Origin of the sequence: Croceibacterium aestuarii (genome assembly GCF_030657335.1) — a bacterium.
Taxonomy (GTDB): domain Bacteria; phylum Pseudomonadota; class Alphaproteobacteria; order Sphingomonadales; family Sphingomonadaceae; genus Croceibacterium_B; species Croceibacterium_B aestuarii.
Genome location: NZ_CP131039.1, coordinates 2754364 through 2780290, shown reverse-complemented (window position 1 = coordinate 2780290; position 25927 = coordinate 2754364). Strand labels below are relative to the sequence as shown.

General features: G+C 65.9%; 32 protein-coding genes, 3 tRNA genes and 1 pseudogene. 23 read left to right on the top strand and 13 right to left on the bottom strand.

All coding sequences use genetic code 11. The annotated features are described in order from the left end of the window. Positions 1 to 23: 23 nt before the first annotated feature. The 15 genes and pseudogenes from Q7I88_RS13585 (at position 24) to Q7I88_RS13520 (ending at position 9547) form a co-directional block, all read left to right on the top strand. Positions 24 to 329, top strand: a complete 306-nt coding sequence (locus Q7I88_RS13585) for a hypothetical protein (protein ID WP_305096444.1) — start codon at positions 24 to 26, stop codon at positions 327 to 329. 1 nt (position 330) lies between these two features. Beyond that, on the top strand, positions 331 to 615 hold the full coding sequence (locus Q7I88_RS13580; protein WP_305096443.1) for a hypothetical protein: 285 nt from the start codon (positions 331 to 333) through the stop codon (positions 613 to 615). Further along, complete coding sequence (locus Q7I88_RS13575) at positions 615 to 1841, top strand: recombinase RecT (RefSeq protein WP_305096442.1); 1227 nt, start codon at positions 615 to 617, stop codon at positions 1839 to 1841. The genes Q7I88_RS13580 and Q7I88_RS13575 overlap by 1 nt, the downstream gene beginning before the upstream one ends. Before the next feature lie 211 nt (positions 1842 to 2052). After that, on the top strand, positions 2053 to 2295 hold the full coding sequence (locus tag Q7I88_RS13570) for an acyl carrier protein (RefSeq protein ID WP_305096441.1): 243 nt from the start codon (positions 2053 to 2055) through the stop codon (positions 2293 to 2295). Then, on the top strand, positions 2295 to 2786 hold the full coding sequence (locus tag Q7I88_RS13565; RefSeq protein WP_305096440.1) for a hypothetical protein: 492 nt from the start codon (positions 2295 to 2297) through the stop codon (positions 2784 to 2786). Before Q7I88_RS13570 ends, Q7I88_RS13565 begins: the two co-directional genes overlap by 1 nt. A 195-nt stretch (positions 2787 to 2981) precedes the next feature. Further along, entirely contained in the window at positions 2982 to 4013 is a 1032-nt protein-coding gene (locus tag Q7I88_RS13560; protein WP_305096439.1) for a phage Gp37/Gp68 family protein, read from the top strand. Next, positions 4010 to 4216 (top strand): hypothetical protein, encoded by a 207-nt coding sequence (locus tag Q7I88_RS13555; protein WP_305096438.1) that lies wholly within the window; start codon positions 4010 to 4012, stop codon positions 4214 to 4216. Before Q7I88_RS13560 ends, Q7I88_RS13555 begins: the two co-directional genes overlap by 4 nt. Further along, positions 4213 to 4491: a hypothetical protein gene (locus tag Q7I88_RS13550; RefSeq protein WP_305096437.1), complete on the top strand. Its 279-nt coding sequence runs from the start codon at positions 4213 to 4215 to the stop codon at positions 4489 to 4491. The genes Q7I88_RS13555 and Q7I88_RS13550 overlap by 4 nt, the downstream gene beginning before the upstream one ends. Before the next feature lie 60 nt (positions 4492 to 4551). Continuing rightward, on the top strand, positions 4552 to 4761 hold the full coding sequence (locus Q7I88_RS13545) for a hypothetical protein (protein ID WP_305096436.1): 210 nt from the start codon (positions 4552 to 4554) through the stop codon (positions 4759 to 4761). Between the two features lie 14 nt (positions 4762 to 4775). Further along, positions 4776 to 5180, top strand: coding sequence for a hypothetical protein (locus tag Q7I88_RS13540; protein WP_305096435.1), 405 nt, complete (start codon positions 4776 to 4778; stop codon positions 5178 to 5180). A gap of 239 nt (positions 5181 to 5419) precedes the next feature. Further along, positions 5420 to 5917: a Lar family restriction alleviation protein gene (locus tag Q7I88_RS13535; RefSeq protein WP_305096434.1), complete on the top strand. Its 498-nt coding sequence runs from the start codon at positions 5420 to 5422 to the stop codon at positions 5915 to 5917. Next, positions 5904 to 6548, top strand: a complete 645-nt coding sequence (locus tag Q7I88_RS13530) for an ASCH domain-containing protein (RefSeq protein ID WP_305096433.1) — start codon at positions 5904 to 5906, stop codon at positions 6546 to 6548. The genes Q7I88_RS13535 and Q7I88_RS13530 overlap by 14 nt, the downstream gene beginning before the upstream one ends. Further along, the gene (locus Q7I88_RS13525) at positions 6541 to 8268 is read left to right on the top strand and encodes an ATP-binding protein (RefSeq protein ID WP_305096432.1); all 1728 of its coding nucleotides are present in this window, start codon (positions 6541 to 6543) and stop codon (positions 8266 to 8268) included. The genes Q7I88_RS13530 and Q7I88_RS13525 overlap by 8 nt, the downstream gene beginning before the upstream one ends. After that, positions 8265 to 8435 (top strand): annotated as a pseudogene (locus Q7I88_RS16545) (helix-turn-helix domain-containing protein); the annotation flags it as partial. The gene Q7I88_RS13525 and the pseudogene Q7I88_RS16545, both read left to right, overlap by 4 nt. A gap of 29 nt (positions 8436 to 8464) precedes the next feature. Next, positions 8465 to 9547 carry a tyrosine-type recombinase/integrase gene (locus Q7I88_RS13520; RefSeq protein WP_305096431.1) on the top strand — a complete coding sequence of 361 codons (1083 nt, stop codon included), beginning with the start codon at positions 8465 to 8467 and terminating at the stop codon, positions 9545 to 9547. Here Q7I88_RS13520 and Q7I88_RS13515 read toward each other — a convergent pair. The 4 genes from Q7I88_RS13515 to Q7I88_RS13500 form a co-directional block, all read right to left on the bottom strand. Next, positions 9521 to 9598: transfer RNA gene (locus Q7I88_RS13515), tRNA-Pro, on the bottom strand. The two genes, Q7I88_RS13520 and Q7I88_RS13515, sit on opposite strands and share 27 nt — an antisense overlap. 21 nt (positions 9599 to 9619) lie before the next feature. Then, a tRNA-Ile gene (locus Q7I88_RS13510) sits at positions 9620 to 9695 on the bottom strand. Positions 9696 to 9750: 55 nt separating this feature from the next. Then, positions 9751 to 10746, bottom strand: coding sequence for a polysaccharide deacetylase family protein (locus Q7I88_RS13505; protein ID WP_305096430.1), 996 nt, complete (start codon positions 10744 to 10746; stop codon positions 9751 to 9753). A gap of 26 nt (positions 10747 to 10772) precedes the next feature. Next, positions 10773 to 12446: a histidine kinase gene (locus Q7I88_RS13500; RefSeq protein WP_305096429.1), complete on the bottom strand. Its 1674-nt coding sequence runs from the start codon at positions 12444 to 12446 to the stop codon at positions 10773 to 10775. A gap of 214 nt (positions 12447 to 12660) precedes the next feature. On the opposite strand from Q7I88_RS13500, the gene Q7I88_RS13495 reads away from it, so the two are divergent. Beyond that, complete coding sequence (locus Q7I88_RS13495; protein ID WP_305096428.1) at positions 12661 to 13125, top strand: Lrp/AsnC family transcriptional regulator; 465 nt, start codon at positions 12661 to 12663, stop codon at positions 13123 to 13125. 3 nt (positions 13126 to 13128) lie between these two features. On the opposite strand, the gene Q7I88_RS13490 is transcribed toward Q7I88_RS13495, so the two are convergent. The 4 genes from Q7I88_RS13490 to Q7I88_RS13475 form a co-directional block, all read right to left on the bottom strand. Beyond that, the gene (locus Q7I88_RS13490; protein ID WP_305096427.1) at positions 13129 to 13587 is read right to left on the bottom strand and encodes an ion channel; all 459 of its coding nucleotides are present in this window, start codon (positions 13585 to 13587) and stop codon (positions 13129 to 13131) included. 22 nt (positions 13588 to 13609) lie between these two features. Beyond that, a complete protein-coding gene (gene accC, locus Q7I88_RS13485; RefSeq protein ID WP_305096426.1) occupies positions 13610 to 14959 on the bottom strand; it encodes an acetyl-CoA carboxylase biotin carboxylase subunit in 1350 nt (449 codons plus the stop codon). A 2-nt stretch (positions 14960 to 14961) separates the two neighbouring features. After that, the gene (gene accB, locus Q7I88_RS13480) at positions 14962 to 15462 is read right to left on the bottom strand and encodes an acetyl-CoA carboxylase biotin carboxyl carrier protein (RefSeq protein ID WP_305096425.1); all 501 of its coding nucleotides are present in this window, start codon (positions 15460 to 15462) and stop codon (positions 14962 to 14964) included. A 74-nt stretch (positions 15463 to 15536) separates the two neighbouring features. Further along, entirely contained in the window at positions 15537 to 15971 is a 435-nt protein-coding gene (locus tag Q7I88_RS13475) for a type II 3-dehydroquinate dehydratase (protein ID WP_305096424.1), read from the bottom strand. 151 nt (positions 15972 to 16122) lie between these two features. Between Q7I88_RS13475 and Q7I88_RS13470 the strand changes: the two genes are divergently transcribed. Beyond that, on the top strand, positions 16123 to 16524 hold the full coding sequence (locus Q7I88_RS13470) for a PRC-barrel domain-containing protein (protein ID WP_305096423.1): 402 nt from the start codon (positions 16123 to 16125) through the stop codon (positions 16522 to 16524). Between the two features lie 93 nt (positions 16525 to 16617). Here Q7I88_RS13470 and Q7I88_RS13465 read toward each other — a convergent pair whose 3' ends face one another. Together Q7I88_RS13465 and Q7I88_RS13460 are read right to left on the bottom strand one after the other, a co-directional pair. Continuing rightward, complete coding sequence (locus Q7I88_RS13465) at positions 16618 to 17031, bottom strand: holin family protein (protein WP_305096422.1); 414 nt, start codon at positions 17029 to 17031, stop codon at positions 16618 to 16620. 266 nt (positions 17032 to 17297) lie between these two features. Next, positions 17298 to 17374, bottom strand: a tRNA-Pro gene (locus Q7I88_RS13460). Between the two features lie 172 nt (positions 17375 to 17546). On the opposite strand from Q7I88_RS13460, the gene yajC reads away from it, so the two are divergent. From yajC to secF, 3 genes are read left to right on the top strand one after another with little or no spacing between them, the layout of a single operon-like run. Next, positions 17547 to 17864: a preprotein translocase subunit YajC gene (yajC, locus tag Q7I88_RS13455; protein WP_305096421.1), complete on the top strand. Its 318-nt coding sequence runs from the start codon at positions 17547 to 17549 to the stop codon at positions 17862 to 17864. 26 nt (positions 17865 to 17890) lie between these two features. Further along, positions 17891 to 19495: a protein translocase subunit SecD gene (gene secD, locus Q7I88_RS13450; protein WP_305096420.1), complete on the top strand. Its 1605-nt coding sequence runs from the start codon at positions 17891 to 17893 to the stop codon at positions 19493 to 19495. A gap of 12 nt (positions 19496 to 19507) precedes the next feature. Beyond that, complete coding sequence (gene secF / locus Q7I88_RS13445; protein ID WP_305096419.1) at positions 19508 to 20467, top strand: protein translocase subunit SecF; 960 nt, start codon at positions 19508 to 19510, stop codon at positions 20465 to 20467. On the opposite strand, the gene Q7I88_RS13440 is transcribed toward secF, so the two are convergent. Both Q7I88_RS13440 and Q7I88_RS13435 read right to left on the bottom strand, forming a co-directional pair. After that, positions 20464 to 21648 carry a glycosyltransferase gene (locus Q7I88_RS13440; protein WP_305096418.1) on the bottom strand — a complete coding sequence of 395 codons (1185 nt, stop codon included), beginning with the start codon at positions 21646 to 21648 and terminating at the stop codon, positions 20464 to 20466. The two genes, secF and Q7I88_RS13440, sit on opposite strands and share 4 nt — an antisense overlap. Then, entirely contained in the window at positions 21645 to 22217 is a 573-nt protein-coding gene (locus Q7I88_RS13435; protein ID WP_305096417.1) for a helix-turn-helix domain-containing protein, read from the bottom strand. Before Q7I88_RS13435 ends, Q7I88_RS13440 begins: the two co-directional genes overlap by 4 nt. A 102-nt stretch (positions 22218 to 22319) precedes the next feature. On the opposite strand from Q7I88_RS13435, the gene Q7I88_RS13430 reads away from it, so the two are divergent. Beyond that, positions 22320 to 22793 carry a DUF6456 domain-containing protein gene (locus tag Q7I88_RS13430; RefSeq protein WP_305096416.1) on the top strand — a complete coding sequence of 158 codons (474 nt, stop codon included), beginning with the start codon at positions 22320 to 22322 and terminating at the stop codon, positions 22791 to 22793. A gap of 85 nt (positions 22794 to 22878) precedes the next feature. On the opposite strand, the gene Q7I88_RS13425 is transcribed toward Q7I88_RS13430, so the two are convergent. Beyond that, a complete protein-coding gene (locus tag Q7I88_RS13425) occupies positions 22879 to 24705 on the bottom strand; it encodes an ABC-F family ATP-binding cassette domain-containing protein (protein WP_305096415.1) in 1827 nt (608 codons plus the stop codon). A 94-nt stretch (positions 24706 to 24799) separates the two neighbouring features. Here Q7I88_RS13425 and Q7I88_RS13420 point away from each other — a divergent pair, with 94 nt between their 5' ends. Together Q7I88_RS13420 and Q7I88_RS13415 are read left to right on the top strand one after the other, a co-directional pair. Next, entirely contained in the window at positions 24800 to 25513 is a 714-nt protein-coding gene (locus tag Q7I88_RS13420) for an SIMPL domain-containing protein (RefSeq protein WP_305096414.1), read from the top strand. 67 nt (positions 25514 to 25580) lie between these two features. Further along, on the top strand, positions 25581 to 25904 hold the full coding sequence (locus tag Q7I88_RS13415) for a hypothetical protein (RefSeq protein WP_305096413.1): 324 nt from the start codon (positions 25581 to 25583) through the stop codon (positions 25902 to 25904). The last annotated feature ends 23 nt before the right edge of the window (positions 25905 to 25927 follow it).

Here is a 25927-nt window from a genome sequence, read left to right as displayed (position 1 = left end):
CGAACCGAAAAGGAACCCCGCCCATGCAGTTCGTTGCCTGTAAATTTCGCCCCGAGGATTCCCGCTCCTACACCTACGAATGGGAGGGCGAGCCGCTAGCCATCGGCGACACCGTGAAGGTGCCGGACCGCAGCGGCGATGGCTGGAAGCGCGTCGAGGTCGTCTCGATCAGCGATGAAGCGCCGCCGTTCGCCTGCAAGCCGGTCCTCGGCAAGCTCGAACCCGAAACCGAAACCGAAACCGAAGGGGTCGCCGAACCGGAGCGCGAGCGCGATGCTCTCGACGATGCCGACGACGCGCTCCTGCAATCCTTCCTGGAGGACAAGTGACATGGAAATTGTCAGCATCAACATCAGCAAGCCGCAATTCGGCGCCAACCACGGCAAATACAGCGCGGCGATCAAGCTGCATGGCGGAAGCAACTATCCGGCCGATATCAACATCGGAATCCCGGACGAAATGCTGCAGCCCATCGTGGGCATCATTCAGCAGGCCGTCGTCGATAGCATGGCTCGCAGCGCGGCTGAGTTCGCCGAGAACGTCGCAGCGTCACTCTCCCCCACCATCGAGCACGAGCAGATCGAAGATGCTTCTGCCGAGCAGGAGACCATCTGATGAACGCCCCCGCTCAAAACCTCGCCACCCGCGAGCCGTCGCCGATGATCGAACTCAAGCACGAGCTCGAAAAGCGCACGGAATCGTTCCGCATGGCCCTGCCATCGCACATCAAGCCCGAGGACTTGCAGCGCACCGTCCTGATGGCCGCGCAGCAGAACCCGACCATTTTGCAAGCCGACCGCCGCAGCCTCATCCTTTCGTGCATGAAGGCGGCGCAGGACGGGCTGCTACCCGATGGCCGCGAGGCCGCGCTGGTGCCGTTCAACACCCGCGAGAAGGACGGGCAGGGCAAGTGGATCAGCGTCAAGCAGGTCCAATACATGCCGATGGTCTACGGCCTGCGGAAGAAGATCATGCAGTCCGACGAGATCAGCGTGATGCAGGTCGGCGTGGTCTACCGGGCCGAATACGAGAGCGGCCGCTTCCTGTACGAACTCGGGATGGAACCGCCGGTGCGCTACCGGCCGGACCTCGCGCTCTCCGACGAGGAAACCGCCGACGAGAACATCGTTGCCGCGTTCTCGCTGGTGAAGTTCAAGGACGGGTCCTGGTCGGCGGAAGTCATGCGCCGCAGCGAGATCGACAAGATCCGCCAGCTTAGCCAGACCGGCGCGATAGGCCAGACGGTCAAGTTCGGCGCCAACAAGGGCAAAGCGATCGATCCGAAGGGCCCATGGGTCGATCACTTCGCCGAGATGGCGAAGAAGACCGTCATGCGTCGCCACTCCAAGGTGCTGCCGATGAGCGGCGACATTTTCCGTGACGTCGAGGGTGACGAGATCGATCGGGCTGCGCGCTCTGCGGTCGCTGCACTGGACGCCGTCGAACCCGACGCGCCTGTTGCACTGCCGTCGAACGACGAACTCGACCAGGACGATCAGCACGATCCCGAAACCGGCGAGGTCCGCGACAGCCGCGGCATGACCGAGGTCGACGAGGAAACCGCGCGCAAGCTCGACGCCGGCGAAACCGACGACGACGAAGCCGAAACCGAAGGCAAGCCCGAGCAAGACGAACAAGCCGGGGAATCGGTCTCCGACGAAATGCTGCGCAAGGTCCGCGAGCAGATCGCCGCCGCGAAGAACGTCAAGGGCCTCGCCGCGGTGGAGCAGGAATGGGTTAACAAGCATCGTATCGCCTTCGACGACGAGACGGCGGGCGCGGTCGACAAGGAATTCGCGGAGCGGCGCAAGGTGCTGCAGGGCGGGGAGAAGGGCGAATGAGGAGGATTCTGGGCCTCACCGCCGCCGCATTGGCCTGTCGGCTCGACTTAGCGGCGTTCGAACCTCTGCCTACGCCGCCGAGTCACCCCTCCGGCAATCTGCGCCCCAAGAAGAAGGCGCTCAAGGACCGGCCTCGCAAGCGAACGAACATGGTTCGGCATTCGCAGCGAGTGAGGCGTCGGCATCGCCGCGCCAGAAGGGTGGCGCGCTGATGCCCGACACCATCACCATCGCCGAGCGCGTCCGCAAGATCATCGCCGAGCACCTGGGCGTCGCACTCGAGCGCACGACCAACGATGCCGAGCTGATCGACGACCTCGGCGCGGACAGCCTCGACGTCATCGAAATAGCGATCCGGATCGACGACGAACTCGGCACGGACACGGAGGACGACGACTACAGCAAATGGCGCACGGTCGGCGACGTCGTGCAGGTGATCGAGAGGAAGCGCTGATGCCCTCCGCATCCCCCTTCGACCCGCTCGACCGTCTCGAACCCGGCGAAGATCGCTTCCCGATCCGCGAGAAAGACCCCTGCGGCCCGGCGACCATCACCTTCTGGGCTCACCAGCGCCGCAACTGGGCGATCAAGCTCTACGGCTCCAAGCCGGTCGGCGATGCCAAGCGCTTGCTCGATGCAGAACTCGCGCAGTGCGCCGAGGCCGATGAAAAGGCGCTCAACTGGTCGGAACGCCAGCGCGGCGGCGAAGCACCCGCCGAAGAGCAGCGCGCGACCTACAGCGGGTTTCGGCTCAGCGAAGAGCAGGTGGCGCAGGCGCGGCGGCTCAAGCTGCAACAGGACCTCGAGAGGAACCTGGCCGAGGCGGACTATGCGGCGCACGAACTGTTGCAGATCGACGGCCCCGCGGTGACGACCGAGCAGGCTGAACTTGCCGAGCAGATCCATGCTCTCGCGGTCGGCGCGCGGCAGGCGAGGGCGGCGTGACGTGCCCTGGCAACGCAACGAGGGCCACATGCCGCCCGAGGCCGAAGGCAAGCGCGTCCGCGTTCGCCTCAGAAACGGTCTCGTTCCCGTGGAAAGCTGGCCTGCCGATGGGCGCGGCGCTTGCCGCTGGTCGCTCACGCGGGAGGGCAGACGGTCGCGCAACTTCGATATTGTTGAGTGGAGGCTCGCTGACTGATGGCTGACAAGACGAAGATCGAATGGACCGAGGCAACCTGGAACATCGTCAACGGATGCTCCGTGCACTCGCCGGGTTGCACGAACTGCTACGCGATGAAGCTGGCTGGCACGCGGCTGCGCAACCATCCGTCGCGCTCCGGACTGACGCAGGACACGAAGGCTGGGCCGGTCTGGACTGGCAAGGTTCGCTTCAACGAGCAATGGCTCGACCAGCCCCTGCGCTGGCGCGCGCCGCGGCTGATCTTCGTCTGCGCGCACGGCGACCTGTTCCACGAGAGCGTGCCCGACGAATGGATCGACCGGGTGTTCGTGGTGATGGCACAGAGCCGAAAACACACATTCCAGGTGCTGACCAAGCGCGCTGGGCGGATGCGAGAATACCTATCGAGCTTCAAGGCTGCGCCAGCGTGGGATGGCTACGTCACTCGCGACGGCAAACCGGCCAGCGGAGGGCCGGATATGAACCCGAGCGGGATGCCGGTATTCTCGCCGGATCGCTGGCCCCTCCCGAACGTCTGGCTGGGCGTCTCGGTCGAGGACCAGCAGCGCGCCGACGAGCGCCGCGAGGACTTCGCCGCTACGCCCGCCGCGATCAAGTTCGTCAGCTATGAGCCTGCGCTGGGCCCCGTCGATTGGCGCGGATGGGAGTTCGTCCACCAAATCATCAGCGGCGGCGAGAGCGGACCGAAGGCACGGCCGAGCCATCCCGACTGGCATAGATCGGCGCGCGATTTCTGCGCCGCGAACGGTATCGCCTATTTCTTCAAGCAGTGGGGGGAGTGGGCGCCTCTCGATGCCCTTCGCCTCGATGGCGAGCCTGCGGTGACGGATGGTCCGGTAACGACCCGCAAAGGTGACGTGCGCGACTGGATGAACCGCTACACGACCTTCGCCAACGATGCTGGCGCCCTTCGGCTTCGCGGGTATAGCTTCACGCAGCACTCGACTGATCTCGTCTATCGTCTCGGCAAGAAGCGCGCCGGGCGGCTGCTCGACGGCGTCGAGCACAACGGGATGCCGGTCCGATGAGCGGCACCGGCACGATCCCCGCGCCCCGCGCCCCGCTGGCCGCAGCGCGCAGCCCTTTCGATATCTGCGAATGTGGCGACTACCGGCACGACCACGAAGGCGGCGAAGGCGCTTGCACCCTGCCGCCCGACACCATGCCGGGGTTCAAGCCCTGCCGCCGGTTCAGGCTGGCGCTGGCGAGCAAGGCGAGGGCGCAGGCATGAGCTCCGCATTCTCGCTCACCACGCCCGATCCGCGCTTCGATCCGCACGCGCCCGTCATCGTGAACGGCTTTCGCTTCGAACCCGGCGTGCGGCCCTACGTCCCGGGCGATCCACGCGGAGCCGAGGCCCTGCAGATCGACGATGACGCGCTGCGCGAGAGGTTCCGGCGCGAGGATACCGAGGTTCGCGCTTTTGTGTCCGGCGCCGTGATCGGCGTCACGGTTTCGCTGCTCGCTTGGGCGGCATTGCTCGGAATAGGGGGCTGTTTTGGCTGACATCGTCGCCGTCACCTTCACCGTCCATCGCGGCAATATCGACAAGGAAGGAAACTCCTGATGCTCATCGAAATCAGCTTGCCCGGCGTGCCCGAGACGGCCCCCATTCTGAACGATCTTCTCGGCCTGAAAGTCGTGAAGCGCGGGCAGACGGTCAGCGGAGGCTTCGACTTCGTCGCGCTCGAAAACACCGAGCTGATGGCCGTTGCCGCGGTGCGCAGCCGGCAGGCCAGGAACAACCGCGAAGTTCACGAAAGGGCGCTGTCGTGAGCGAGGAACCGGCCATGACCGACCGAGCCGAACTTGAAGCACTGGCCGCACAGGTCGAGGCTGCGACGGGGCCGGATCGGGAGTTGGATGCGCTCATTCACATCGCCGTCGACCGCGCGGGGGGCAATCCCATTGCCGCTCCGGGAGGCTGGTGCGTGGGGAGCAAGCAGTACGTCAATCCGATCAAGGCCCCCGCCTACACCGCCTCGCTCAACGCAGCGATGCAATTGGTGCCGGAGGGGTGGAGCGTCAATATCGTGCGCACAGCAGACAGCCGTTTTGGCAATGCGAACCTCTACTGGTTTCGCGGCGGCAGTCATATCCCGGCAAGGCGTATGAACGGAGCAGCCGCCACTCCCGCACTCGCCCTAACCGCCGCCGCCCTCCGCGCCCATGCCAGCGAGGCCGATCATGGGTGATGTTGAGAGGATAGCGAAGGGGCTGACTGAGGCGCAGCGGCGGTGCGGCAATTGCCGCCTTTGGGGTGCCAACTTCTACCCGCGATACAGGGGATGGCCTGTCAACACAACCTGCGCCGCAGATGCGGTCATGGACCTCCCGGCGTCTTTCATTCCTAACCGCCAAACCATGAACGCGGGTGACGGCGAAGGCTGCATTTGCTGGCAGCCCGTCCGCGCCCACATTCAGGAGCAAAGCAATGACCAAGGATGAACAGCTTGCGGCGTGTCCGTTCTGTAGCGGGGCAGCTGAACTACGGTCGTGGGACTGGCCTTATGAGAGGCATCAGGTCCGCTGTTCAAAGTGCAAAGCCCACGCCCGCGCAAGGATGGCCGTCAAAGCCGAAGCCATCGCCGCATGGAACCAGCGCCAGCCCGCCAGCGATGAAGTGCTGCGGGAGGCGCTGCGAGCAGTCAAAGGAGCCGCCTATTCGGTAGCGCCCGAGATCAACTCGCGCGGCTACAATTGGAGCGAGGCATATCTTGACCAAGCATTGCCGCTTGTCACCGAAGCCCTTGCCCACATCGACGCACGCCTTGCTTCCGCGCCGGATGATGGGCTGGTGGAGCGGGTGCGCCGCGTGGTGCAGCACATCGAACGATACGAAGGGCAAGAGACTTTCACAATCGCCGCGTGGCAGCTTGCCGAACTGGACGCCCTCGCAGCCCTTGGGAGCAAGACCGATGGAACAGAATGACAGCAACAAAGTGGGGGCGCTTCCTTCGGACCGGGCCGTCGTGAACGGAGCCGCAAGCGTCTCCGCCCTTCGGGCTTCCGTCCCTAGCTCGGATATGCCTGTTATCTCGATGTGGCAGCCTTACGCCTCACTCCTGTTCGCTTGGGATAGCAGTGTAGGCGACTTCGCCAAGGCGTTTGAGACGCGCAGGTTTCGCCTGCCTGAGCGCCTGATCGGAAAGCCGATAGCCATCCACGCAACACAACGCTTTGCGCCCGATAGTGCGATCACCCCCATGCTGCACGACCTCTGCTACGACATGTTCGGCTGCGCCTACAATCACAGTCTGCCGCGCGGTGCGATCATCGGTGTTGTCGAGTTCGCCCGCGCCCGTCGCACCGAAGACGAACGCGCGCACCAGCCCGAAAGCGAGATAGCCGCGGGCGATTGGGGCGACGGTCGGTGGGCATGGCCCGTGATGCGGGCCGACCTGTTGCGCGAGCCGATCCAAGCAAAGGGCAAACAAGGTTGGTGGCGCTTTCCCGCGCAAGCGATGAGCGCCGGAACGGCTGAGACTTCGCAGGAGGCTCAGGGGCAAAGCCCCGCCAGCGCGGTCCGCCAGGATGCGCCCAATGGAGGCCAGCATGGCTGAGGTATCGCAGGAAGCCCGAGAGGCGGCGGACGTCGCGATCCTCGACACGCACACCCTCGTCGTCGGCGCATCGGGCGCAGGCAAGACGGTCACCGCCAAGGACCAGGTCGAGCAACTGCTCGAGGCCGGGCGGCATACCTGCATCGTCGATCCAACGGGCGTCTGGCACGGCCTGCGCTCGGCGGCCAATGGCGAGGATCCCGGCTTCCCCATTCCGATCTTCGGCGGGGCAAACGGCGACGTTCCAATCTCGCACGAACAAGGCGGGAAGATCGGCGAGATTATCGCGAGCGGCGTCTCCGCGATCGTCGACCTCTCGCTCATGGATAGCGACGAACAGCAGGAGTTCGTTCACTGGATGGTCGCCGCGCTCCGCAAGAAGCCGCGCGGCAACTTTCACCTGGTCGTCGACGAGGCCGACGAGTTCGCGCCGCAGACCAGCCCCAGCAAGGCGGGCGAGGCCGCGAAGCGCCAGATGGAATGGATCGCCAAGCGCGGCCGGGTGCAGGGCTTCGTGCTCACCGCCATCACGCAGCGCCCGGCGGACATTGCCAAGTCGGTAATCTCGCAGATGCAGACGGTGATCGCGCACCAGCTGATTGCTCCGGCCGATCAGGATGCCGTGAAGGCATATCTCAGGGCCAACGCCGACAAGGCGACGATGGCGACCGTCATGGAGAGCCTGGCCGGCCTCGCCCGGGGCGAACGGTGGGTTTACAGTCCGCGGCTCGGCATCCTCGATCGCGGCATATCGCAGATGCCGCGTACCTTCGACAGCAGCCGGACGCCTGAGCCCGGGGAGAGTGTCGCCGAGCCGAAGATGCTGGCGCAGATCGACCTGGGCGCGATAGCAAAGCAGTTGGCGCCGCCGAAGGTCGAGGATCCCGGTGGCGAGCGTTTAACATCTGCCACCTCTGACGAGGTCGCAAATCTTAAACGGCGGGTGGCCGATCTCGAGACCGAGCGTGACGAATTGATAATCGAGCGCGGCGTCGGCCAGCAGCAGATCGACGCACTCACGGCTGAGAACCGCGCGCTGCGCGACATCATCGGTCAGGCATTCGCTGATTTCCAGCGGATCAGGCCGGCGCTCGAAGAAGCTCCTGCGGGCAACTCCGAATCGACGGAGAAGGAACCCGGCACCGCCGCAATGACTTCGCGTCTGCGTATGCCATCGACCCCGGAGGGGCGGGCAGATACCGAGGAACAGGTACAGGGCCGGCAGGTTGGGACTGCCCCCGCAGGGGACTATCCGCCGCGCTGGCAGCGCATTCTCGACGGGATCGCTTGGGCCCAGCGTCTCTTGAAGCGTGACACGGTGGAGCGGAACATCGTCGCTTGGCTGGCCGACATTTCCCCCAAGATCTCAAGCTACGCGAACGATCTCGGCGCGATGCGAACGAAGGGCCTGATCGACTATCCGTCGCAAGGGATGGTGGCCCTCACTCAAAGCGGCGCGGCGACAGCGAACTGGCCGAAAGAGGCCCCGAGCCGAGTAGCCCTTTTCGAACTCATCAAGCGGCGCCTAGAGCCACGGCATTGCCGCATTCTCGACGCCTTGTGGGAGAGCGGCGACCAATACCGCAACGACCTCGCCAACCGTGCCGCAATGTCGCCTTCGTCCTCGAGCTTCGCGAATGATCTTGGCCGGCTCCGCACCTTGGGCCTCGTCGACTATCCGGAGGCCGGCAGGGTCGGCCTGGGAAGGGTGCTGCAGTGAACGCGCCGGCGAACCTCCCCCAGCTGCTGACCGAGGACGAGGCGGCCGAAGCTCTGCGCCTATCGCCCCGCACCTTGCGCGACCTGCGAAGCAAGGGAATGATACGCTACATTCGGCAGTCGCCGCGCAGAATCGCATACTCTCCGGACGATCTCGCCGAATACATCGAAAAGCAGCGCTGCCAGGATGAACCGCCATGTCGCTCTACAAACCCGCGAAAAGCAAATACTGGCACTACGACTTCCGATTCAAAGGTCATCGGCATCACGGCTCTACGGGATGCACGTCGAAGCGCGACGCAGAACGGTTCCAGTCCGAAGTCCGGCGGAAAGCGGCGCTAGGCGAGGATGCGAAGCCGACTATCGCGATCGATGATGCTTGCGGCGCCTGGTATCTCGCCAAGGGACAGCACCTGCGCAGCGCCAAGACCATCTTCTATCAGCTGGACAATCTCGCTCAGGGGCTGGGCCCCACGCGGCCGCTGCACGACATTACCCTTGCCGACCTCGACTGCTACATCGCGAAGAGGCGTGGCAGCGTGAAGAATGCCAGCGTGAACAGAGAGACGGCCCTTTTGCGCCGCGTCATCGAATGGCACGAGGCTCGCGACTTCGAAGCGCCATCGATCAAATGGAAAGAGGTCAAGCTGCGCGAGCCCAAGCCGGTAACGCGCACCCTCTCGGCCGAGGAAGAGCATCGCCTTTTCGCCGCGCTTCCTGAAAGCCTTAAACCGATCGTGCGCTTCGCTCTCCTGTCAGGCCAGCGCAAGAGCGAGATCGTCACCCTGCGTTGGTCTGACGTGGACCTCGCGCAGGCGAGAGCTACGGTCTGGGCGAAGGGCGGCCGGCGGCACACGTTCCCGCTCACTCCGCAGCTGATCGCCATGATCGCCAATCAGCCGAAGGCCTGTGCCCAGGTGTTCACCTATGTTGCCGAACGGTCGGCACCGCGCCGCGATGATCGGCCGCAGCGGGTAAAGGGGCAGCGCTACCCGTTCAGCCGGCAGGGATGGGATCGCAAGTGGCGCAAGGCGCTCAAAGAGGCTGGGATCGAAGGCTACCGGTTCCACGACAACCGCCACACCGCCGCGACTCGTACCGGATCGATCGAGGCCGCAAACCAATTGCTCGGTCACTCCGATTACCGGACGACGCAGCGCTATTTCCACCCGGGCGAAGACAGCGTGCGCGAGGCGATGATTGCAGCCGAGTCCCGGAATAGTCCCGAACCGCTCGATGAGAGCGCCGAAAACACAAGGAAAGCCGCCAATGACGAATGATCGGACCTCTGCTCCCAAAGCAGATGCGCTACCAGGCTGCGCTACTCCCCGACCTCGTTTCGCGCGCTGCGGTGGTGGGCCCGGCAGGATTCGAACCCGCGACCTAGCCGTTATGAGCGGCCAGCTCTAACCGCTGAGCTACAGGCCCCGACCCGCTTGCGCGGCGCACCGCTTAGGCTGCGCTCCGGCGGCTGGCAAGCGTCCTAGCGCATCACGGACTGCATGATTCCGCCGACGCTGGTCGGGGCGACGCCGCAGCGCTCGCAATAGGCGAAGGCCTCGCGGAACCAGCCGTACAGCGCGTCGAGGTCGCGGTCGGAGCGCACGTAGGGCGTGTGACCGGGCTGCAGCGAAGGGCTGTGAAAGGAAAACACCAGCAGCGGCAGCCCGTCGTCGACCGCGATGTCGATGGCACGGATCGCCTCGTCTATGCCGACGCCTTCGGGCGTGAGCGAGATGCGTTCGAGCAATCCGAGGCGCGAAAGCACGCCGGGCAGGTGCGGCACGCGCTGGCTGAGCGGATACAGTGCGCGCCCCTGGCGGCGCAGCATGCCCCAGTAGACCGTGGTCAGCGGCAGTTCGAGCAGGGTGCGTTCGCCATCGAGCCAATAGGGGGACAGCGGGTGACGGCTATAATCGGGACCGGCGCCGGCCGAATAATCGAAGTTGGCCCGCACCGAGGTGTCGATCGCGATCCCCTCGTCGCTGAGAATCTGCGCGGTGTTCGGACCCGTCCCATAGCGCCCGGCGCGGTAGATAAGCGGCGCCGTGCCGAAAGCCTGCTCGATCCTATCGCGCAAGTTGCCGAGCTTGGCCGCCTCGAGTTCGCGGGGCAGGTTGCCGGCAAAGCTATTGGCTGGGGTCACCTCCTCGTCGTACGGTGGATTGACCCAGGGGTGCAGCTGGACTCCGACCTCCGCCTTGCCGGCTAGGACGGACGGGCGGAGTATTTCGGCGGCGAGTTTCGACGTCGCAATCGGCCAGTCGACGAGATAGATCGGGACCACGTCGAGCGCCTCGCAGAAAGTCTGGAACTTGGCCAGCCGGGTCAGGTGGTCGAGCGTATGGCCCTCCCGTGCGAGCGGCTTCGACCAGTCGAATTCCTCCTCGGTATCCACGGTCAGGATGAAGCGGCGGCCGAACTGCGCGTCGAAGCGCGCATGCGATCCCGGCGACGGTGGATCGGTAATCGCGTGCATGGGCGCTGGCACCTTTCCGCGGCCGCTCAGGCGGTCGATACGGCGCCACCGCTATGCCCGGCGGCGGAGCCGGTCAAGGCTGGCAGCGAGAGGACCAGTGTATCGTCCTCGACCGTCAGCGATCCGCCGGCCGCTATCGCCTCGGCGCGTGCCAGACGCAGGGTGAAGCCGCTGCCGAACATGCCTGCAGTGACCGCCGGCGCCTGGGCCGGGGCGGCCGCGCCGAACGGGTCGTCGGCGGCAAGGCCGACCGGCAGGTCCATCGTCAGCGTAACCCACTCGCGCGAGCCGCTCAGGGTCAGTTCGATGACCTCGCCGGGCGCCAGCGATCCGGCCAGCGTGGCCAGGATGCGCCAGCCGAGCACCGCGCCGTCGTCTTCCCCGAGACGGACCGCGAAGCCCTCGCCGGAAACCAGCAGGCGCATCCTCGCGCCGCGCGGACGGGTAACGCCCTCGAGGCGCTTGAGCGTGCGCTCGATTGCCAGCCGCAAGTTGCAACCGTTTTCGGAAAGCTCGGCTTCCCCGCTCTCCAGCCGCACGACCCGGTCGATCTCGTCGAAGCCCGCGAGCAGACGGGCCGAATCGACTCCCACCGCGGCGGAGAGCGCCCGATACGTGTTCGGCGCCGGACCGAATAGCTGCTGCTGGATGATTTCGGCGAAGCCCTGAATGGCGTTCACCGGGGTGCGCAGTTCGTGCAGGACTTGGCGCATTCGGTCGGCGGGCCCGCTCGCCACGCTTCGCACCGGGCCGCCGAAAGAGCGCCGCAGCCGCGCATCATAGCCGGTGAAAGAACCGGTCGGTCCGAAGCTCGGCGCGGCGTCGATGATCCATTCGCCGGCTATCGCGGCGACGCCTTCTAGGCGGACCTTGCCGCTGCGGACCGGCTGGTGGCGGCGCATGGCGGCCCGCGAGGCGGAGTCGAGCACCTCGGCCGCAGCGAGCTCGAGCCCGACGAGCAGCGGCGCAAAGCCGGGCGTCGCCCAGCCTATCCGGCCGGTCACGTCGATGGCGATGTCGCAGCTCGTGCCGTGTTCCCGGGCAGGATCCGGCGCTCCGTCGCCGAGCGGCAGTCGCGGGTCGAGCGCGGCGGGAGCAGACCTGCGCGCCTGCTGGAACGCTTCGATGCGGCGGACGAGGGCGGAAATGCCTTCGCCGTTGGATTCGGCGGAGGAGGCGTGCGCTTCCGCTGCGGGAGCTGCGGTAGTCGGCGCCGGGGCCCGCTGCGCAGGCTCCGCTTCCAAGACCGCGGGCCCGTCAGGGTAGGGCAGGACCAGATCGCGCACCCCGAGGCGCGCCAGCAAGGCCCGCGCCTTGCCGGGCAGATCGCGGCGGTGGCGCAGGAAACCGCGCGCGGTGACCGGCAGTTCCGGAATGAGTTCGACCCATTGCTCCTCCTCGAGCCGCGCGGTGGCCATCGCCGCCGCGGCGGCCTGCGGATCGCCTTCGGCGAGGTAGGCGAGGAGCCGCGGGTTGCGCAGCCTCAGCCACGGTTCGCGCAAGATCCGCGACTGGTCGGCGGCGGGAAGCTGGTCGGAAATCTCGGCTAGTCGCGCATAGGCCGCCGTCACCAATGGGCCATTTGCGCCGGGCGGCATGGTGCCGAGCAGATCGAGCAGTTGCCGGTATTGCGTACGCGCCGCGCGCTCGCCTGCTGCGCCAGAGCGCAGGACAGTAGCAAGGCGGTCGTCGAGCAGCATGGAATCTCCGCGCCCGCGCCGGTGCAGGATGCACCGCGTGGAAACCAAGAATTAGCAAAACGGTTATTGGGTGAAATGCGAAGCTCTGCACCGTTGCAAAGCGGGACGGTTACGAGCATACAAAATTATATTTCCGCTAACGGTTCGCTTTTAGCGGTTAGTTGCGGCTTGGGGATCGGGGAAGCAGGCGCAGCCGCGCCTTGGAGCAACAAATATGGCGACTTTGGACAAGATCGACCGCCGGCTGTTGGCGGAACTTCAGGAAGAAGGGCGCGTCACCAACGTCGAACTTGCCCAGCGCGTCGGACTTACCGCTCCGCCGTGCCTGCGCCGAGTGCGCGCACTCGAGGAAGCCGGGGTCATTCGCGGCTACCACGCCGATCTCGACCCCTCGAAGCTCGGTTTCGCCATCACCGTGTTCGCCATGGTCAGCCTCAAGAGCCAGGCCGAAGAGGATCTGCGCGGTTTCGAGGACCACATCAAGACGCTGCCCGAGGTGCGAGAGTGCCATATGCTCAATGGCGAGATCGACTTCATTCTCAAGATCGTCAGTCAGGATCTGCAGAGCTTCCAGGAATTTCTCACCAGCAAGCTCACACCGGCGCCGAACGTGGCGAGCGTAAAGACCTCGCTGACGATCAGGACCTCGAAGCACGAACCTGGCGTGCCGCTGGAGTAACGACTAGCCCGACTCTCCGCCGTCATCGGGCGATCGGAAGCGTTCCGACCAGATCGAATAGACGAAGGTCGCCGACCAGGTGATCAGCATGAATCCGCCGAGCGCTTCGAGCATCACCAGCATGCGAATCGGCCCTTCGGCGTGCTGCGAGGTGAAGCCGAGCGTCGCGAAGGTAACGCCGGAAAAATAGAGCAGCGCCGCCATCTCGCTGCCCGTAGCATGGGTGATCGTGCCGGCGTCGGGGGCGAGCATGACCAGCCAGTACATGCCCGCGGCGATGGCGATTTCCGACAGGTGCAGCAGCATCAGCGACCAGAACGTGAGCAGGATCGCGAGAAAGCCGTTGTCGCCGCCGGAGGGTTTGATGCGCTTGATCAGCAGCAGCCCGCCAAGGTGCCATGGCGCGCTGGCGAACAGCAGCACGAGGCCGGCGCCGAGCACGAGCCACTCGGTCGCAGTCATCGCGCCAATCCGCCGCCAGCCGTCAGACTTCGTGCTCCTTCATCCAGTCTTCGAGCCACTTGATCGAGTAGTCGCCGCTCAGCACGTCGGGCTGTTCGAGCAGCGCGCAGTGGAGCGGGATCGAGGTCTTCACACCCTCGATCACCATTTCCTCGAGCGCACGGCGCAGGCGCATGATGCAACCCTCGCGCGTGCGGCCGTAGACGATCAGCTTGGCGATCATCGAATCGTAATAGGGCGGGATGCGGTATCCGGCGTAGAGCCCGCTATCGACCCGAACATGCATGCCACCGGGAGCGTGATAGGCCGTCACCAGCCCGGGGCTAGGGGCGAAGGTCCGCGGGTCCTCGGCATTGATCCGACATTCGATGGCATGGCCCTTGAACTCGATCTCGTCCTGCGAGACCGAAAGGTCCTTGCCGTCGGCGATGCGGATCTGCTCGCGCACCAGATCGACCCCGGTGATCGCCTCGGTCACCGGGTGCTCGACCTGCAGACGGGTGTTCATCTCGATGAAGTAGAATTCGCCGTCTTCCCACAGGAACTCGACCGTCCCCGCGCCGCGATAGGCCATGTCCCGCATCGCCTTGGAAACAACTTCGCCCATGCGCTCGCGCTCTTCGGGGGTAATGACCGGGGAGGGGGCTTCCTCGAGCACCTTTTGGTGGCGGCGCTGCAGCGAACAGTCGCGCTCGCCGAGGTGGATCGCGTTGCCGCGACCGTCGCCAAAGACCTGAAACTCGATGTGCCGGGGGTTGCCGAGATACTTCTCGATATAGACGGTGTCGTCGCCGAACGCGGCCTTGGCCTCGTTGCCGGCCTGCTTCATCAGCGTTTCGAGCTGGTCGGGATCGTTGCACACCTTCATGCCGCGTCCGCCGCCGCCGCTCGCGGCCTTGATGATCACCGGGTAGCCGATTTTCTTGGCGATCTTGGCCGCTTCCTTGGGATCGCTCACCGCGCCCTCGCTGCCGGGGACGAGCGGCAGACCGAGCGCGCCGGCAGTGCGCTTGGCCTCGACCTTGTCGCCCATGGTGCGGATGTGCTCGGGCTTGGGGCCGATCCAGGCGATGTTGTGCGCTTCGACGATCTCGGCAAACTGGGCGTTCTCGCTCAGGAAACCGTAGCCGGGGTGGATCGCGTCGGCCTGGGCGATCTCGGCGGCGGAAATAATTGCCGCAACGTTGAGGTAGCTATCCTTGGCCGGGGGCGGGCCGATGCAGATGGCGTGGTCGGCCAGCCGCACGTGCATCGCGTCGGCGTCGGCAGTCGAGTGCACCGCGACCGTCTCGATGCCCATCTCGTGCGCCGCGCGGTGGATGCGCAGCGCGATTTCGCCGCGGTTGGCAATCAGGATGCGCTTGATCGCCACGGTCACGCCACCACGACGAGCGGCTGATCGAACTCCACTGGCTGGCCGCTGCCGATCAGGATTTCCTTGACCGTGCCGGCAGCAGGCGCGGTGATCGGGTTCATCACCTTCATCGCCTCGACGATCAGCAGGGTGTCGCCGGCCTGCACCGCGTCGCCGACCTTGACGAAGTCGGAGGCGCCGGGCTCGGGTGCGAGGTAGGCGGTGCCGACCATCGGCGACTTGATCGTCCCGGCGGCGTTGCCGGCAGGTGCCGCGGACGCTTCCGCCGGTGCGGCGGCGGGCGTGGGGGCGGGGGCATGGGCTGCGGCAACAGGCGCGGCGGCGACCGTCTGGACGGGAGCTGGAGCGGCCGAGCGCGCCACGCGAATGCGCTGGCCGCCGTTTTCCACTTCGATTTCGGTGAGGCCGGTTTCGGCCAACACGTCCGCCAGTTGGCGAACGAGCTTGGTGTCGATGGTCATTCCGGCCTTACGCCCGGCTGCGGCCTTGGTTTCCGCCATGTGCGCCTCATTATCTGTCCTGGCGCCCGCCTATGCGCGCGCGCCCGGGCTGGCAAGGGGGCAGGCGATTGCAGCTAGAGCGCCGCAGCCTTCTCCAGGGCCACGACGTAGGACTGGGCGCCGAGCCCCTTGACCTCGTCTACCGCCGCCATGCCGACGTAGGAGACGTGCCGGAAGTCCTCGCGGGTCATGGGATCCGACAGGTGCACTTCGATCACCGGCGTCGTGATCGAGCGAATCGCGTCGAGGAGCGCGATCGAGGTATGGGTGTAAGCCCCCGCGTTGAGCAGGACCGCTTTGGCCCCTTCGGCCTGCGCTTCGTGCAGCCAGTCGACCAGGTGCCCTTCGTGGTTCGACTGGCGCATGTCGATCTCCAGCCCCAGCGCGCGGCCTTTGTCCTCGAGCATGCCGGCAATGTCGTCGAGCGTGTCCGAGCCATAGATCTCGGGCTCGCGCAGGCCGAGCAGGTTCAGGTTGGGGCCGTTGAGAACGTAGACGGTCTGAGTCATGCGCTCGGATTAGCGGGAAGGCGCGTCAGGGGGAAGAAGCCGAAGGTTCGCCGCCGGGTCAAACTGCCGGTTTTCTCGGCCGCCGGTGGAGGAGCCAATCGGTTGGTCGCGCGTTGGTCCAGCAATCCCTTTTGAAGAGAGGAGCGCAGGCATGGAACCGACAGCACGAGAGCAGACGCAGCATATCTCCGGACACGACCTCATCCTGTCGAGCCGGGTCGTCGGCACCCGGGTCTACAACCGCGAGGGCGACCACCTCGGACATATCGACGACCTATCGATCGAGAAGGTCGGTGGGCAGACGATCTACGCCATCATGTCGTTCGGCGGCTTTCTCGGCATCGGCGAAAGGTTTCACCCGGTGCCCTGGTCGCTGCTCGACTACGACGTCGAGAAGGGCGGCTTCGTGATTCCCCTGGACAAGTCGGCCCTCGACGGTGCGCCGCACTACGAAGCGGCAGAGATCGCCGAGCTTGGCGGTCCCAAGCACCTAGCATACGGCGACTCGATCTACGGATACTACGGAGCTTACGGAGCCGTGCCCTATTGGTGAGTTCGGGGCATGCCGAGTGCTGCCCACGCGCGGGGAAGGGGCACTTTGGACGCATAACGCCGGCTGGGCTGAGGCGAAGGAACCCTGGCCGACCTATGTCTCCGCCGCCTTGACCTTTCCCCACTGCCGAGCCGCCGTATAGCCGAGATAACCGGTGCCGAAGAGGGCGTAGAGCGGTTCGGGCAGGCCGCAGAGGTAAGCGTTCATTCCGGCAGCGATGTCGCGGGCGGCTTCGGGGCGGACAGCGGCGATCAGACCCATCGGCAGAGCCCAGAGGATCATGGCGTACATTACGTAGAGAAAGCTCGGCCGGGCGCGGCTGGTCCACGGGTCGCGCGACTGCGCTTCGGCGACGATGGCAGACAGGCGCGCCTCGAGCTGCTTGAGCTCCTGCGAGCCTTCCAGTTGCAGCAGTTCGAGCTTGGCCCGTTCGCGCGCGGCCTTGTCGGGGATGACCTTGTCGATGATAGATGCGATGGGGCCGATAAGGCCATCGAGCAGGGGCATGAGAGACTCCGCTTGGTTATGAGCAGAGAATACATGAACCGATATGGTTCGTGTAGGAAAGTGATTTCTTCGCAGGTGGCCGTTCGATCGAATCGCGTGGCCGCGTAACAACGTCGAGTCGCTGCAATGCGGCGGATCGTGGGCGGCTGCCTTCGCGCAGGAGCCAGAGATATGCTTGCGCAAGGGGGTTCGAGCGCGCCGCGACGGTCTTCGCGTGGGGCAGGTCGACGTGGAATGTCCACAGACACTCCCGAGTCTCGTGCCACTGGTCGGGACGACAGGATTCGAACCTGCGACCCCCACACCCCCAGTGTGATGCGCTACCAGGCTGCGCTACGTCCCGTTCCAGTGGAGGCCGGGCCTATAAGGCGGACCTCGTGGCAAGGCAACCCGGGCTGATTGCACCAGTGTTGCATTGCTGCTACGCGCCTCGCCGTTCGGTGCACGGGCGGCCCTGGCCCCCTTCACAAGCCGCTTCGCAACACCACTTCACCTGATCATAATGGGCGAGAGTAATGCTTGATATCCTTTCCGCCGGAACCGCGGGCTCGGCACCCGGCTGGACCGGTTTCCTGCCGATCGTCGGCATGATCGCCATCTTCTGGTTCCTGATCATCCGACCGCAAATGCGCCAGCAGAAGGAACACAAGGCCAAGATCGCCTCGGTCAAGAAGGGCGACCAGGTTGTCACCGCCGGGGGCATTGTCGGCAAGGTGGTCAAGGTCGACGACGACTATGCCGAGGTCGACATCGCTCAGGGCGTGCGCGTCAAGGTGATCAAGCAGACGATAGGCGATGTCGTGCCTCCCGGCGGCAAGCCGGCCAACGACTGAGCTCCGACGCAGGATAAGCCGCAGACATGCTCGATTTTCCCCGCTGGCGCCGTATCTGGCTGTGGTCCCTGACCATCCTCGCCGCGCTTGCCGCCATTCCCTCGCTGGTCGTTCACACCGGCGGCACGTGGCCCTCCGCACTGCCCGATACGCAGATCAACCTTGGCCTCGATCTGGCCGGCGGCAGCCGCATCCTGCTCGAGGCGCAGCCGACGCAGGTCGCCAAGCAGCGGCTCGAATCGATGGAAGAATCGGTCCGCGCGTCGATGCGCCAGGCCGAACCGCGTATCCGCACCGGCAGTTTCTCGGCCACAGGCGGGAAGCTCTCGTTCGTGCTGCAGGATCCGGCCCAGGTCGACCGTGCGCGCGACCTGATCGAGCCGCTGACCACCGGCGCCGGCCTGTCGGGCCAGCGCGATTGGACCATCGATGTCGTCGACGGCAACAAGTTCGTCCTGACGCAGACCGAAGCCGGCCTCAAGCTCGCAGTCGACCAGGCGATGGACAGCGCCACCGAGGTCGTGCGCAAGCGCATCGACGCGCTCGGCACGCGCGAGCCGACCATCATCCGCGAAGGCGACAACCGCATCTCGGTCGAAGTCCCCGGCCTCGACGATCCGCAGGCGCTCAAGGATCTGCTCGGCCAGACCGCCAACCTTGAATTCAAGCTCGTCGATACGACCGCTCTGCAATCCGACATTCAGCAGGGCATCGCCCCTCCGGGCAGCGAGATAGTACCTTACGATCCGAGTTCGCCCTATGCCGGCCAGGCGATCGCGGTGAAGCGGCTCGGCGGGATTCGCGGCGACATGCTGACCAACGCACAGCAGTCGTTCAACCAGCAGACCAACGAACCGATCGTCAACATCACCTTCGACAGCCAGGGCGCGCGCAAGTTCGCCGACCTGACCAGTCAGAACGTCAACAAGCCCTTCGCCATCATCCTCGACGGCAAAGTGCTGTCGGCGCCGAACATCAACGAGCCGATTCTCGGCGGGACGGCGCAGATTTCCGGCGGCTTTACGGTCGAGAGCGCCAACAACCTCGCCATCTCGCTGCGCTCGGGCGCGCTGCCTGTCGATCTTACGGTGATCCAGCAGGGCACTGTCGGCCCCGAACTGGGTGCCGACTCGATTGCCAAGGGCCTCCTCGCAATGGGAATCGGTGCCGGGCTGGTCATCGTCTTGATGATCCTGACCTATGGCCGTTTCGGGGTTTATGCGACGATAGCGCTGGTCTTTAACGTGCTCATGCTGGTCGGCATCATGTCGATCATGAAGACCACGCTGACGCTGCCCGGTCTCGCCGGTTTCGTGCTGACCATCGGCGCCGCGGTCGACGCCAACGTGCTGATCTACGAACGCATCCGCGAAGAGCGAAAGCGCGGCAGGCGGGTAATTGCCGCTGTCGAAAACGGGTACAAGGAAGCGAGCCGGGCGATCTACGACGCCAACATCACCAACTTCATCGCCGGGGTTCTGCTCTTCATGTTCGGCTCGGGCCCGGTCAAGGGCTTCGCGATCGTGCTGATCGTCGGGCTGTTCACCTCGGTCTTCACCGGCGTCACCCTGACGCGGATGTGGGTGGCGCAGTGGCTGCGCAAGGCGCGCCCGAGCGACATCAGGATCTAACGGACACAAGCTATGCGCCTGATCAAGCTGATTCCCGACAACACCAACATCCACTTCCTGCGCTGGCGGGTGCCGTTCTACGTGATCAGCATGGTCCTGATCGCCGCCAGTCTGACGCTGGTTTTTACCCGCGGCCTCAACCTCGGGGTCGACTTCGTGGGCGGACAGCAGGTCCAGGTAACCTTCACCGGCGCTGGCGATGCACCCATTGCGGAGCTTCGCCAGAAGGTCGGCTCGCTCGGTTACGGGGAGCCGGTAATCCAGAACGCCGACGGGCCCAAGTCGGTCAACATCCGCTTCCGGCTTCCGCCCGAAGTGCAGGAGGATCCCAAGGCCTCCGATGCGATGACCAGCCAGGTCACCAACACGATCACCAACAACTTCCCCGGCGCACGGATCGACGACCTCTCTGCCGTTTCGGGCAAGGTCTCGGGCGAGCTGTTCAGCACCGCGATGTGGGCTCTTGGCCTCGCGATGCTGGCGATCTCGATCTACATCTGGGTGCGCTTCGAATGGCAATTCGGCGTCGGCGCGCTGTTCGCGCTGTTCCACGACGTCAGTCTCACTTTGGGCATGTTCGCGCTGTTCCAGCTCGAATTCGACCTCAAGATCGTCGCCGCGATCCTGACGATCATCGGTTATTCGCTCAACGACACCATCGTGGTCTACGACCGCATCCGCGAGAACCTGAAGAAGTACCGCAAGATGCCGCTGCCCGAGCTGCTCGACCTTTCGGTCAACGAGACGCTGGCGCGCACGGTGATGACCTCGCTGACGCTCCTGCTGGTGCTTGCCTCGCTGCTGCTTCTGGGCCCGGCGAGCCTGTTCGGCTTCACCGCGGCGATTACGCTCGGCATCTTCGTCGGCACCTACTCGTCGATCTACATGGCCGCGCCGATCCTGATCTGGCTCGGGGTCACCGGCGACAGCTTCGTGCCCGGCGAAGCCGTCGCCGATGCGCAGTCCGCCTAGGACGTTTCGACGATATCTTCATAAAGACCGGCCAGCGCTTCGGCGTGGGCCGGCCAGCTGAAGCGCTCGGCGGTGGCGGCGACTGCGTCTCGATCGGGCGGGTGAGCCAGCAGCGCTTTTAAGGCCGTCGCGATCGCCCCGGCGTCGCGCGCTACGATCGTCCCCGCGGCCTCGCTGCGCACCAGTTCGCGCGCGCCGCCGACGTCGGTGGTGACCAGCGGACACCCGCAGGCCACTGCCTCGACCCAGGCGTTGGCCAGGCCCTCGCTGGCCGAGGGGAGAACCATGGCATCGGCTGCCGAGAGCAGTACCGGCAGCAGGGTATGGTCGAGCGAACCGAGGAGATGCACGCGGCCGGCCACTCCGAGCCGGTCCGCCAACGCGCGCAGCCTTGCTTCGTCGGGTCCCTTGCCGACGAGCAGCAGGTGCGCTTCTGGGAACGCCGGCAGCGCCTCGATCGCAAACGCCTGCCCCTTGCGCGGGATCAGCGCGCCGACGCAGGCGAGCAGCGGGGCGCCGGGGGGCAGGGCGAAGCCGAAATGCTCCGCCAGCCGCACTCGGCATTCGAAGCGGTCGAGCGGGCGAAACAGGTCGCGGTCGAGCCCGGTGTAGTGCACGCGAACCTTCTCGGCGGGGAAGCCGAGCGCCTCCATGTCGTTCGCCAATGCGTCGGATACCGCCAACAGCCGGTCGGCCCGCCGCGCCGCCTTGCGCATCTGGCGAAGCGGTGAGCGCCGCCCGCCCCAATACGAAATGTCCGCGCCTCGCGCCTTGATGGCCAGCGGCACCCCGAGATCGGCGGCGATGCGCGCCGCCGCCGGCCCGTCGGGATAGAAGAACTGCGCGTCGACAAGGTCGAAGGGTGCGGCCTGGTGCAGGTGGCGGGCAAGCGGCAGGATCTTGCGCGCGATCAGCCTGGCGTTCCAATTGCCGCTGAGCCCGGGCAGCAGGCGGAACGTCGGGCGGTATATCTCCACCCGGTTCGTTTCGCCGTTTGTCGCCGCCAGCGCGAGCTCGCGGTAGTGGCCATAGAGCAGCGGCGGCAGGCCGATCGGATTGATCACCGTCACCAACCAGTCGCCGCGCGCGGCCAGCGACTCCAGGCTGCGTGCGACGAAGGTGCCGAAGCGCGGACTGTGCGCGTTGGGATAGAGCGTCGCCAGCGAGAGCAAGCGCCTCACAGCTTGCGAACCAGCATTTCCGCGACCGCAAGCCAGGCCGGGTTGTCGATCACCACCTGCCGCTGGCCCGCGCCCGGCGGGAGCAAGCCGACCAGCGTGCCCCGTCGGTCGATCAGGCGGCCGAAAGCGAAGCGTCCGCCGGAGCGGGGGACGAGCACGTCGCGGTTGATGGCTCTGCTCGCGTCTTCGACCGGCAGTTGGCGCAGCCACAGCTGGTCGCCGCTGCGGTATTCGCCCTGGCTCGCCTCGACGACGAGGCACAGCAGCGGTGCGCCGCTGTCGAGCTCGGTCGGCAGGATCGCATCGCGAGGAGCAGGGAGCGCCTCCGCCCCGGCGTCGGTGAGCCGGGCGACGACTTGCGGCGTCTCGGCGTCGCGGCCCTTGAGGATCATCTCGGGCTCGACCCCGAGCGCGGCGGCGATGCGGTTCATCCAGTCGAGCGAGAGGTTGCGCATGCCGGTTTCGAGCCGGCCGATGGTCTGCGGCGTGGTCGGCGGATCGCAGGCTTCCGCCACGTCGGCCAGCGTCATCCCCTTCTGCTTGCGGACGTCGCGGATGCGGTTGATCACGGCTACGCTCCCTCTCGGACGGAATAACCTAATTGGTTATTATACTTTCCTACATGAACCGCGCTTGTCAAGAGCGGAGTCCCCTGCCGCCTGGAGATTCGCATGACGAGAAGACTGGTCCAACGTGAACTGACCCCCGAAGGACCCCGCCATCGTGGCGGCGCGGCGCCGCGTCGCCGCAGTGTCACGGTCAATCTGGCCGAATCTCCGCTCACCTGGCTCTATGCCCGCGGCCATCTCGACGATCGGCTTTTCATCGCCGGCGAACGCCTGCGGGCCGATTACGAGCGCGCGGGACTTTCCCCCGGCGTGACGATGCGTTGGGACGTGGTGCGGATCCGCAGCACGGGCCAGCGCGGCCTCAACCCGAGCGAGAGACAGATCGCCGCCCGCCAGCGCTTCGACGGGGCCATCGCCGCGGCGGGCAAGGGGCTCGAAGACATTCTCTGGCGCGTCGCCTGCGCCGGCGAGAGCGTGCCCGCGGCCGAACGTGCGCTCGAATGGCCAGTGCGCAGCGGCAAGCTGGTCCTCAGGCTTGCGCTCGACCGGGTGGCCGATTTTTACCGCATTTCGTGAGCGTCTTTTTTGCCTCTGGACCCTGTAACACCCGGTCCATGTTTAGCGGCGGGCAATCGCGCCCATGCCGTCGGGGCCGCCGCGGCTAGCCTTCGACCCGCTCGGCCAGGTCGAGCCAGCGCTCCTCCGCCGCGTCCTTCTCGGCCCGGGCATTCTCGAGGCCCTTGGTGATGGTGGCGAACTTTTGCGGATCGCTGGCGTAGAGCGTCGGATCGGAGAGGATTTCCTCTCCGCGGGCGATCGCGGTTTCCAGTTCCTCGATCCGCTTGGGCAGCAGGTCGTAGTCGCGCTGGTCCTTGTAGGAGAGTTTCGCGCTCTTCGCCGGGGTGGAGGAAGGGGGCGGTGCCGCGTCCCGGTTCCGTTCGGCGCGGGGGGAGGCCTTCGCCGCATCGCGCTCGCGGCGCTGCTTCTGCCAGTCTTCGTAGCCTCCGGCGACGATGTCGACTCGGCCGCTCCCGTCGAGCCCGAGGGTAATGGTCACCGTGCGGTCGAGGAAGTCGCGGTCGTGGCTGACGATCAATACCGTACCGTCGTAATCGGCGATGATTTCCTGCAGCAGGTCGAGCGTCTCGAGGTCGAGGTCGTTGGTCGGCTCGTCGAGCACCAGCAGGCTCGAGGTGCGGGCGAACTCGCGCGCCAGCAGCAGCCGCGACTGCTCGCCGCCCGACAGCGTGCCGACCCGGGCGTCGATCAGCGAGGGATCGAACAGGAAGTCCTTGAGATAGGCCTGAACATGCTTGCGGACCCCACGCACATCGATCCAGTCGCCGCCATCGGCGAGCACGTCGCGAACCCGCTTTTCCGGAGTGAGCAGGCTGCGCTGCTGGTCGATCGTCACCCCGGTCAGCGTGCGGGCACGGGTCACTTCGCCCGAATCGGGTTCGAGCTCCCCGGTCAGCAGCTTGAGCAGCGTGGTCTTGCCCGCGCCGTTGCCGCCGACGATGCCGATGCGGTCGCCGCGCTGTATGCGCAGGCTGAAGTTCTTGATGATCGGGCGCTCGCCGAACGACTTGCAGACGTTCTCGGCGACGATGACCGACTTCGACTTGAATTCCTGGTCGGCCGCCAGTTGCATCTTGGCGATCCCGGCCGGACTGAGCATCGATGCGCGCTGGGCGCGCATCTGGTGGAGCTTTTCCAGCCGGCCCATGTTGCGCTTGCGCCGTGCGGTGACGCCGCGTTCGAGCCAGTGCGCTTCGAGCTTGAGCTTGGCGTCGAGCTTCTCTGCGGCCCGCGCCTCCTCGGCGTAGACCTGCTCTTCCCACGCTTCGTAGCCGCCGAAGCCGATGTCCTTGCGTCGCAGGTTGCCGCGGTCGAGCCACAGCGTCGATCGGGTCAGGCGCCGCAGGAAGGTGCGATCGTGGCTGATGACCATGAAGGCGCCCTTGTAGCGATCCAGCCAGCCCTCGAGCCATTCTATCGCCGAGAGATCGAGGTGATTGGTCGGCTCGTCGAGCAGCAGCAGGTTGGGGTCTTGCGCCAGCGCCCGGGCAAGCGCGGCACGGCGCTTCTCGCCGCCACTGGCGGTCGCCGAGGGGCGTGCCATGTCGATGCCGAGCTGTCCCGCATTGGCTTCGACCTCGTGGGCCTGCGGAGCCGCGCCGCCGCCGTTTTCGGGTCCCGCCAGAGCGAAATCCATCAGCGTGGCGAAGGGGGCGAAGTCGGGCTCCTGTTCGAGGATCACGACTTGCGTGCCGGGTTTGATCTTGCGCTCGCCCCGGTCGGCGTCGATCCGCCCGGCGACGAGGTTCAGCAGCGTGGTCTTGCCGGCCCCGTTGCGGCCGATCAGCGCCAGCCGGTCGCGCGGGCCGACGTGCAGGTCGAGACCGCCGGTCTCGGGCGCGCCGAACAGCCAGCCGCTCCCTTGCTGCAGGCCGAGGCCTTCCCAGGAGAGTATCGGGGGTTCCGCCATGACGCGCGCACTTAGGGACAGGCGCAGGGAGGAACAAGCCGGTTCACCGGCGCGTAATGCCGGCAAGGCCAATCGCCGGCCGAAGGAGACCCATATGAATCGCTTTGCCCTGCCGTTGATTGCCGCCGCTTCGCTGGCGTCGCCCGCTGCTGCCGCCGAAATCCAGATTGCGGCGCAGAACCCGGTGGTCGAACTGAGCGTCTCGGAGACGATCAAGGCCAAGCCCGATATCGCCACCGTCAGCTCCGGCGTGACCACCGAAGCGCAGACCGCCGTCGAGGCCATGCAGCGCAACGCCGCTGCGATGGACGACGTGGTAAAGCGCATCAAGGCGCTCGGCATCGCGGCGGACGACATCCAGACCACCGGCATCAGCCTTGGCGCGCGCTACGACTACGACCAGCAGAGCCAGCGCCAGGTCTTCCGTGGGTACCAGGCTTCCAACCGGGTCAGCGTCATCTTGCGCAATGTCGCCAGGACGGGCGAGGTGCTCGATGCCCTGGTCGCCGCCGGGGCGACCGATATCGGCGGGCCGAACTTCTCGCTCGAAGACGACAGCGCTCCGCGCGCCCAGGCGCGCAAGGCGGCGTTCGACAAGGCGCGTTCGCAGGCGGCGCAATACGCCAAGTGGGCCGGCTATACGGACGTGCGCCTGCTCGAAATCGACGAGAGCGTCGCGCCGGGCGGCCCGCGTCCGTTCGCGCCGGAGGCCCGCCTGCAGGCGGCCGACGCGAAGACAACGCCGGTCGAACCGGGGCTGGTGACCACCGAGGTCAACCTGACCGTCAAGTTCGAGATGACCCGCTGATCTGAACGGCCAGCGGCGGTGACATTCACAGGTTGTTCAAGGCGCGGCGCATAGGCACGGGGGCAAGATGCGAAACACCCTCCTGAACCTCGCCGCCGGAGCGCTGCTCGCGGCCGGAATGGTTGCTGCACCCGCGGCGGCCGACCAGCGTCGCGACCAGGACAGCGCGCGCGAGGAGATGCGCGCCGGCAACGTGCTCACCCTGCGGCAGATCGAACGCATCGTCGTGCCGCAGGTCGAGAAGCGAAATCCCGACCTGCATTACTTGACCCCCGAATGGGACGAAGTGGCGCGGGCCTATCGGCTCAAGTTCATCGACAACAAGAAGGGGCGCATGGTGTGGGTCGATGTCGACGCCCGCAACGCCCGTATTCTGCACATCCGCGAATAGGGCATGGAAACGGCGCGCCGGTT

Coding starts and splice junctions, on each gene's coding strand:
- Q7I88_RS13560 (WP_305096439.1), top strand. CDS start 2,982: ATGGCTGACAAGACGAAGATCGAATGGACCGAGGCAACCTGGAACATC.
- Q7I88_RS13535 (WP_305096434.1), top strand. CDS start 5,420: ATGACCAAGGATGAACAGCTTGCGGCGTGTCCGTTCTGTAGCGGGGCA.
- Q7I88_RS13580 (WP_305096443.1), top strand. CDS start 331: ATGGAAATTGTCAGCATCAACATCAGCAAGCCGCAATTCGGCGCCAAC.
- Q7I88_RS13420 (WP_305096414.1), top strand. CDS start 24,800: ATGAATCGCTTTGCCCTGCCGTTGATTGCCGCCGCTTCGCTGGCGTCG.
- yajC (WP_305096421.1), top strand. CDS start 17,547: ATGCTTGATATCCTTTCCGCCGGAACCGCGGGCTCGGCACCCGGCTGG.
- Q7I88_RS13525 (WP_305096432.1), top strand. CDS start 6,541: ATGGCTGAGGTATCGCAGGAAGCCCGAGAGGCGGCGGACGTCGCGATC.
- Q7I88_RS13415 (WP_305096413.1), top strand. CDS start 25,581: ATGCGAAACACCCTCCTGAACCTCGCCGCCGGAGCGCTGCTCGCGGCC.
- Q7I88_RS13565 (WP_305096440.1), top strand. CDS start 2,295: ATGCCCTCCGCATCCCCCTTCGACCCGCTCGACCGTCTCGAACCCGGC.
- Q7I88_RS13495 (WP_305096428.1), top strand. CDS start 12,661: ATGGCGACTTTGGACAAGATCGACCGCCGGCTGTTGGCGGAACTTCAG.
- Q7I88_RS13540 (WP_305096435.1), top strand. CDS start 4,776: ATGACCGACCGAGCCGAACTTGAAGCACTGGCCGCACAGGTCGAGGCT.
- Q7I88_RS13470 (WP_305096423.1), top strand. CDS start 16,123: ATGGAACCGACAGCACGAGAGCAGACGCAGCATATCTCCGGACACGAC.
- Q7I88_RS13465 (WP_305096422.1), bottom strand. CDS start 17,031: ATGCCCCTGCTCGATGGCCTTATCGGCCCCATCGCATCTATCATCGAC.
- Q7I88_RS13425 (WP_305096415.1), bottom strand. CDS start 24,705: ATGGCGGAACCCCCGATACTCTCCTGGGAAGGCCTCGGCCTGCAGCAA.
- Q7I88_RS13585 (WP_305096444.1), top strand. CDS start 24: ATGCAGTTCGTTGCCTGTAAATTTCGCCCCGAGGATTCCCGCTCCTAC.
- Q7I88_RS13500 (WP_305096429.1), bottom strand. CDS start 12,446: ATGCTGCTCGACGACCGCCTTGCTACTGTCCTGCGCTCTGGCGCAGCA.
- secF (WP_305096419.1), top strand. CDS start 19,508: ATGCGCCTGATCAAGCTGATTCCCGACAACACCAACATCCACTTCCTG.
- Q7I88_RS13530 (WP_305096433.1), top strand. CDS start 5,904: ATGGAACAGAATGACAGCAACAAAGTGGGGGCGCTTCCTTCGGACCGG.
- Q7I88_RS13475 (WP_305096424.1), bottom strand. CDS start 15,971: ATGACTCAGACCGTCTACGTTCTCAACGGCCCCAACCTGAACCTGCTC.
- accB (WP_305096425.1), bottom strand. CDS start 15,462: ATGGCGGAAACCAAGGCCGCAGCCGGGCGTAAGGCCGGAATGACCATC.
- Q7I88_RS13520 (WP_305096431.1), top strand. CDS start 8,465: ATGTCGCTCTACAAACCCGCGAAAAGCAAATACTGGCACTACGACTTC.
- Q7I88_RS13490 (WP_305096427.1), bottom strand. CDS start 13,587: ATGACTGCGACCGAGTGGCTCGTGCTCGGCGCCGGCCTCGTGCTGCTG.
- Q7I88_RS13505 (WP_305096430.1), bottom strand. CDS start 10,746: ATGCACGCGATTACCGATCCACCGTCGCCGGGATCGCATGCGCGCTTC.
- Q7I88_RS13570 (WP_305096441.1), top strand. CDS start 2,053: ATGCCCGACACCATCACCATCGCCGAGCGCGTCCGCAAGATCATCGCC.
- Q7I88_RS13430 (WP_305096416.1), top strand. CDS start 22,320: ATGACGAGAAGACTGGTCCAACGTGAACTGACCCCCGAAGGACCCCGC.
- Q7I88_RS13575 (WP_305096442.1), top strand. CDS start 615: ATGAACGCCCCCGCTCAAAACCTCGCCACCCGCGAGCCGTCGCCGATG.
- secD (WP_305096420.1), top strand. CDS start 17,891: ATGCTCGATTTTCCCCGCTGGCGCCGTATCTGGCTGTGGTCCCTGACC.
- Q7I88_RS13555 (WP_305096438.1), top strand. CDS start 4,010: ATGAGCGGCACCGGCACGATCCCCGCGCCCCGCGCCCCGCTGGCCGCA.
- Q7I88_RS13545 (WP_305096436.1), top strand. CDS start 4,552: ATGCTCATCGAAATCAGCTTGCCCGGCGTGCCCGAGACGGCCCCCATT.
- Q7I88_RS13550 (WP_305096437.1), top strand. CDS start 4,213: ATGAGCTCCGCATTCTCGCTCACCACGCCCGATCCGCGCTTCGATCCG.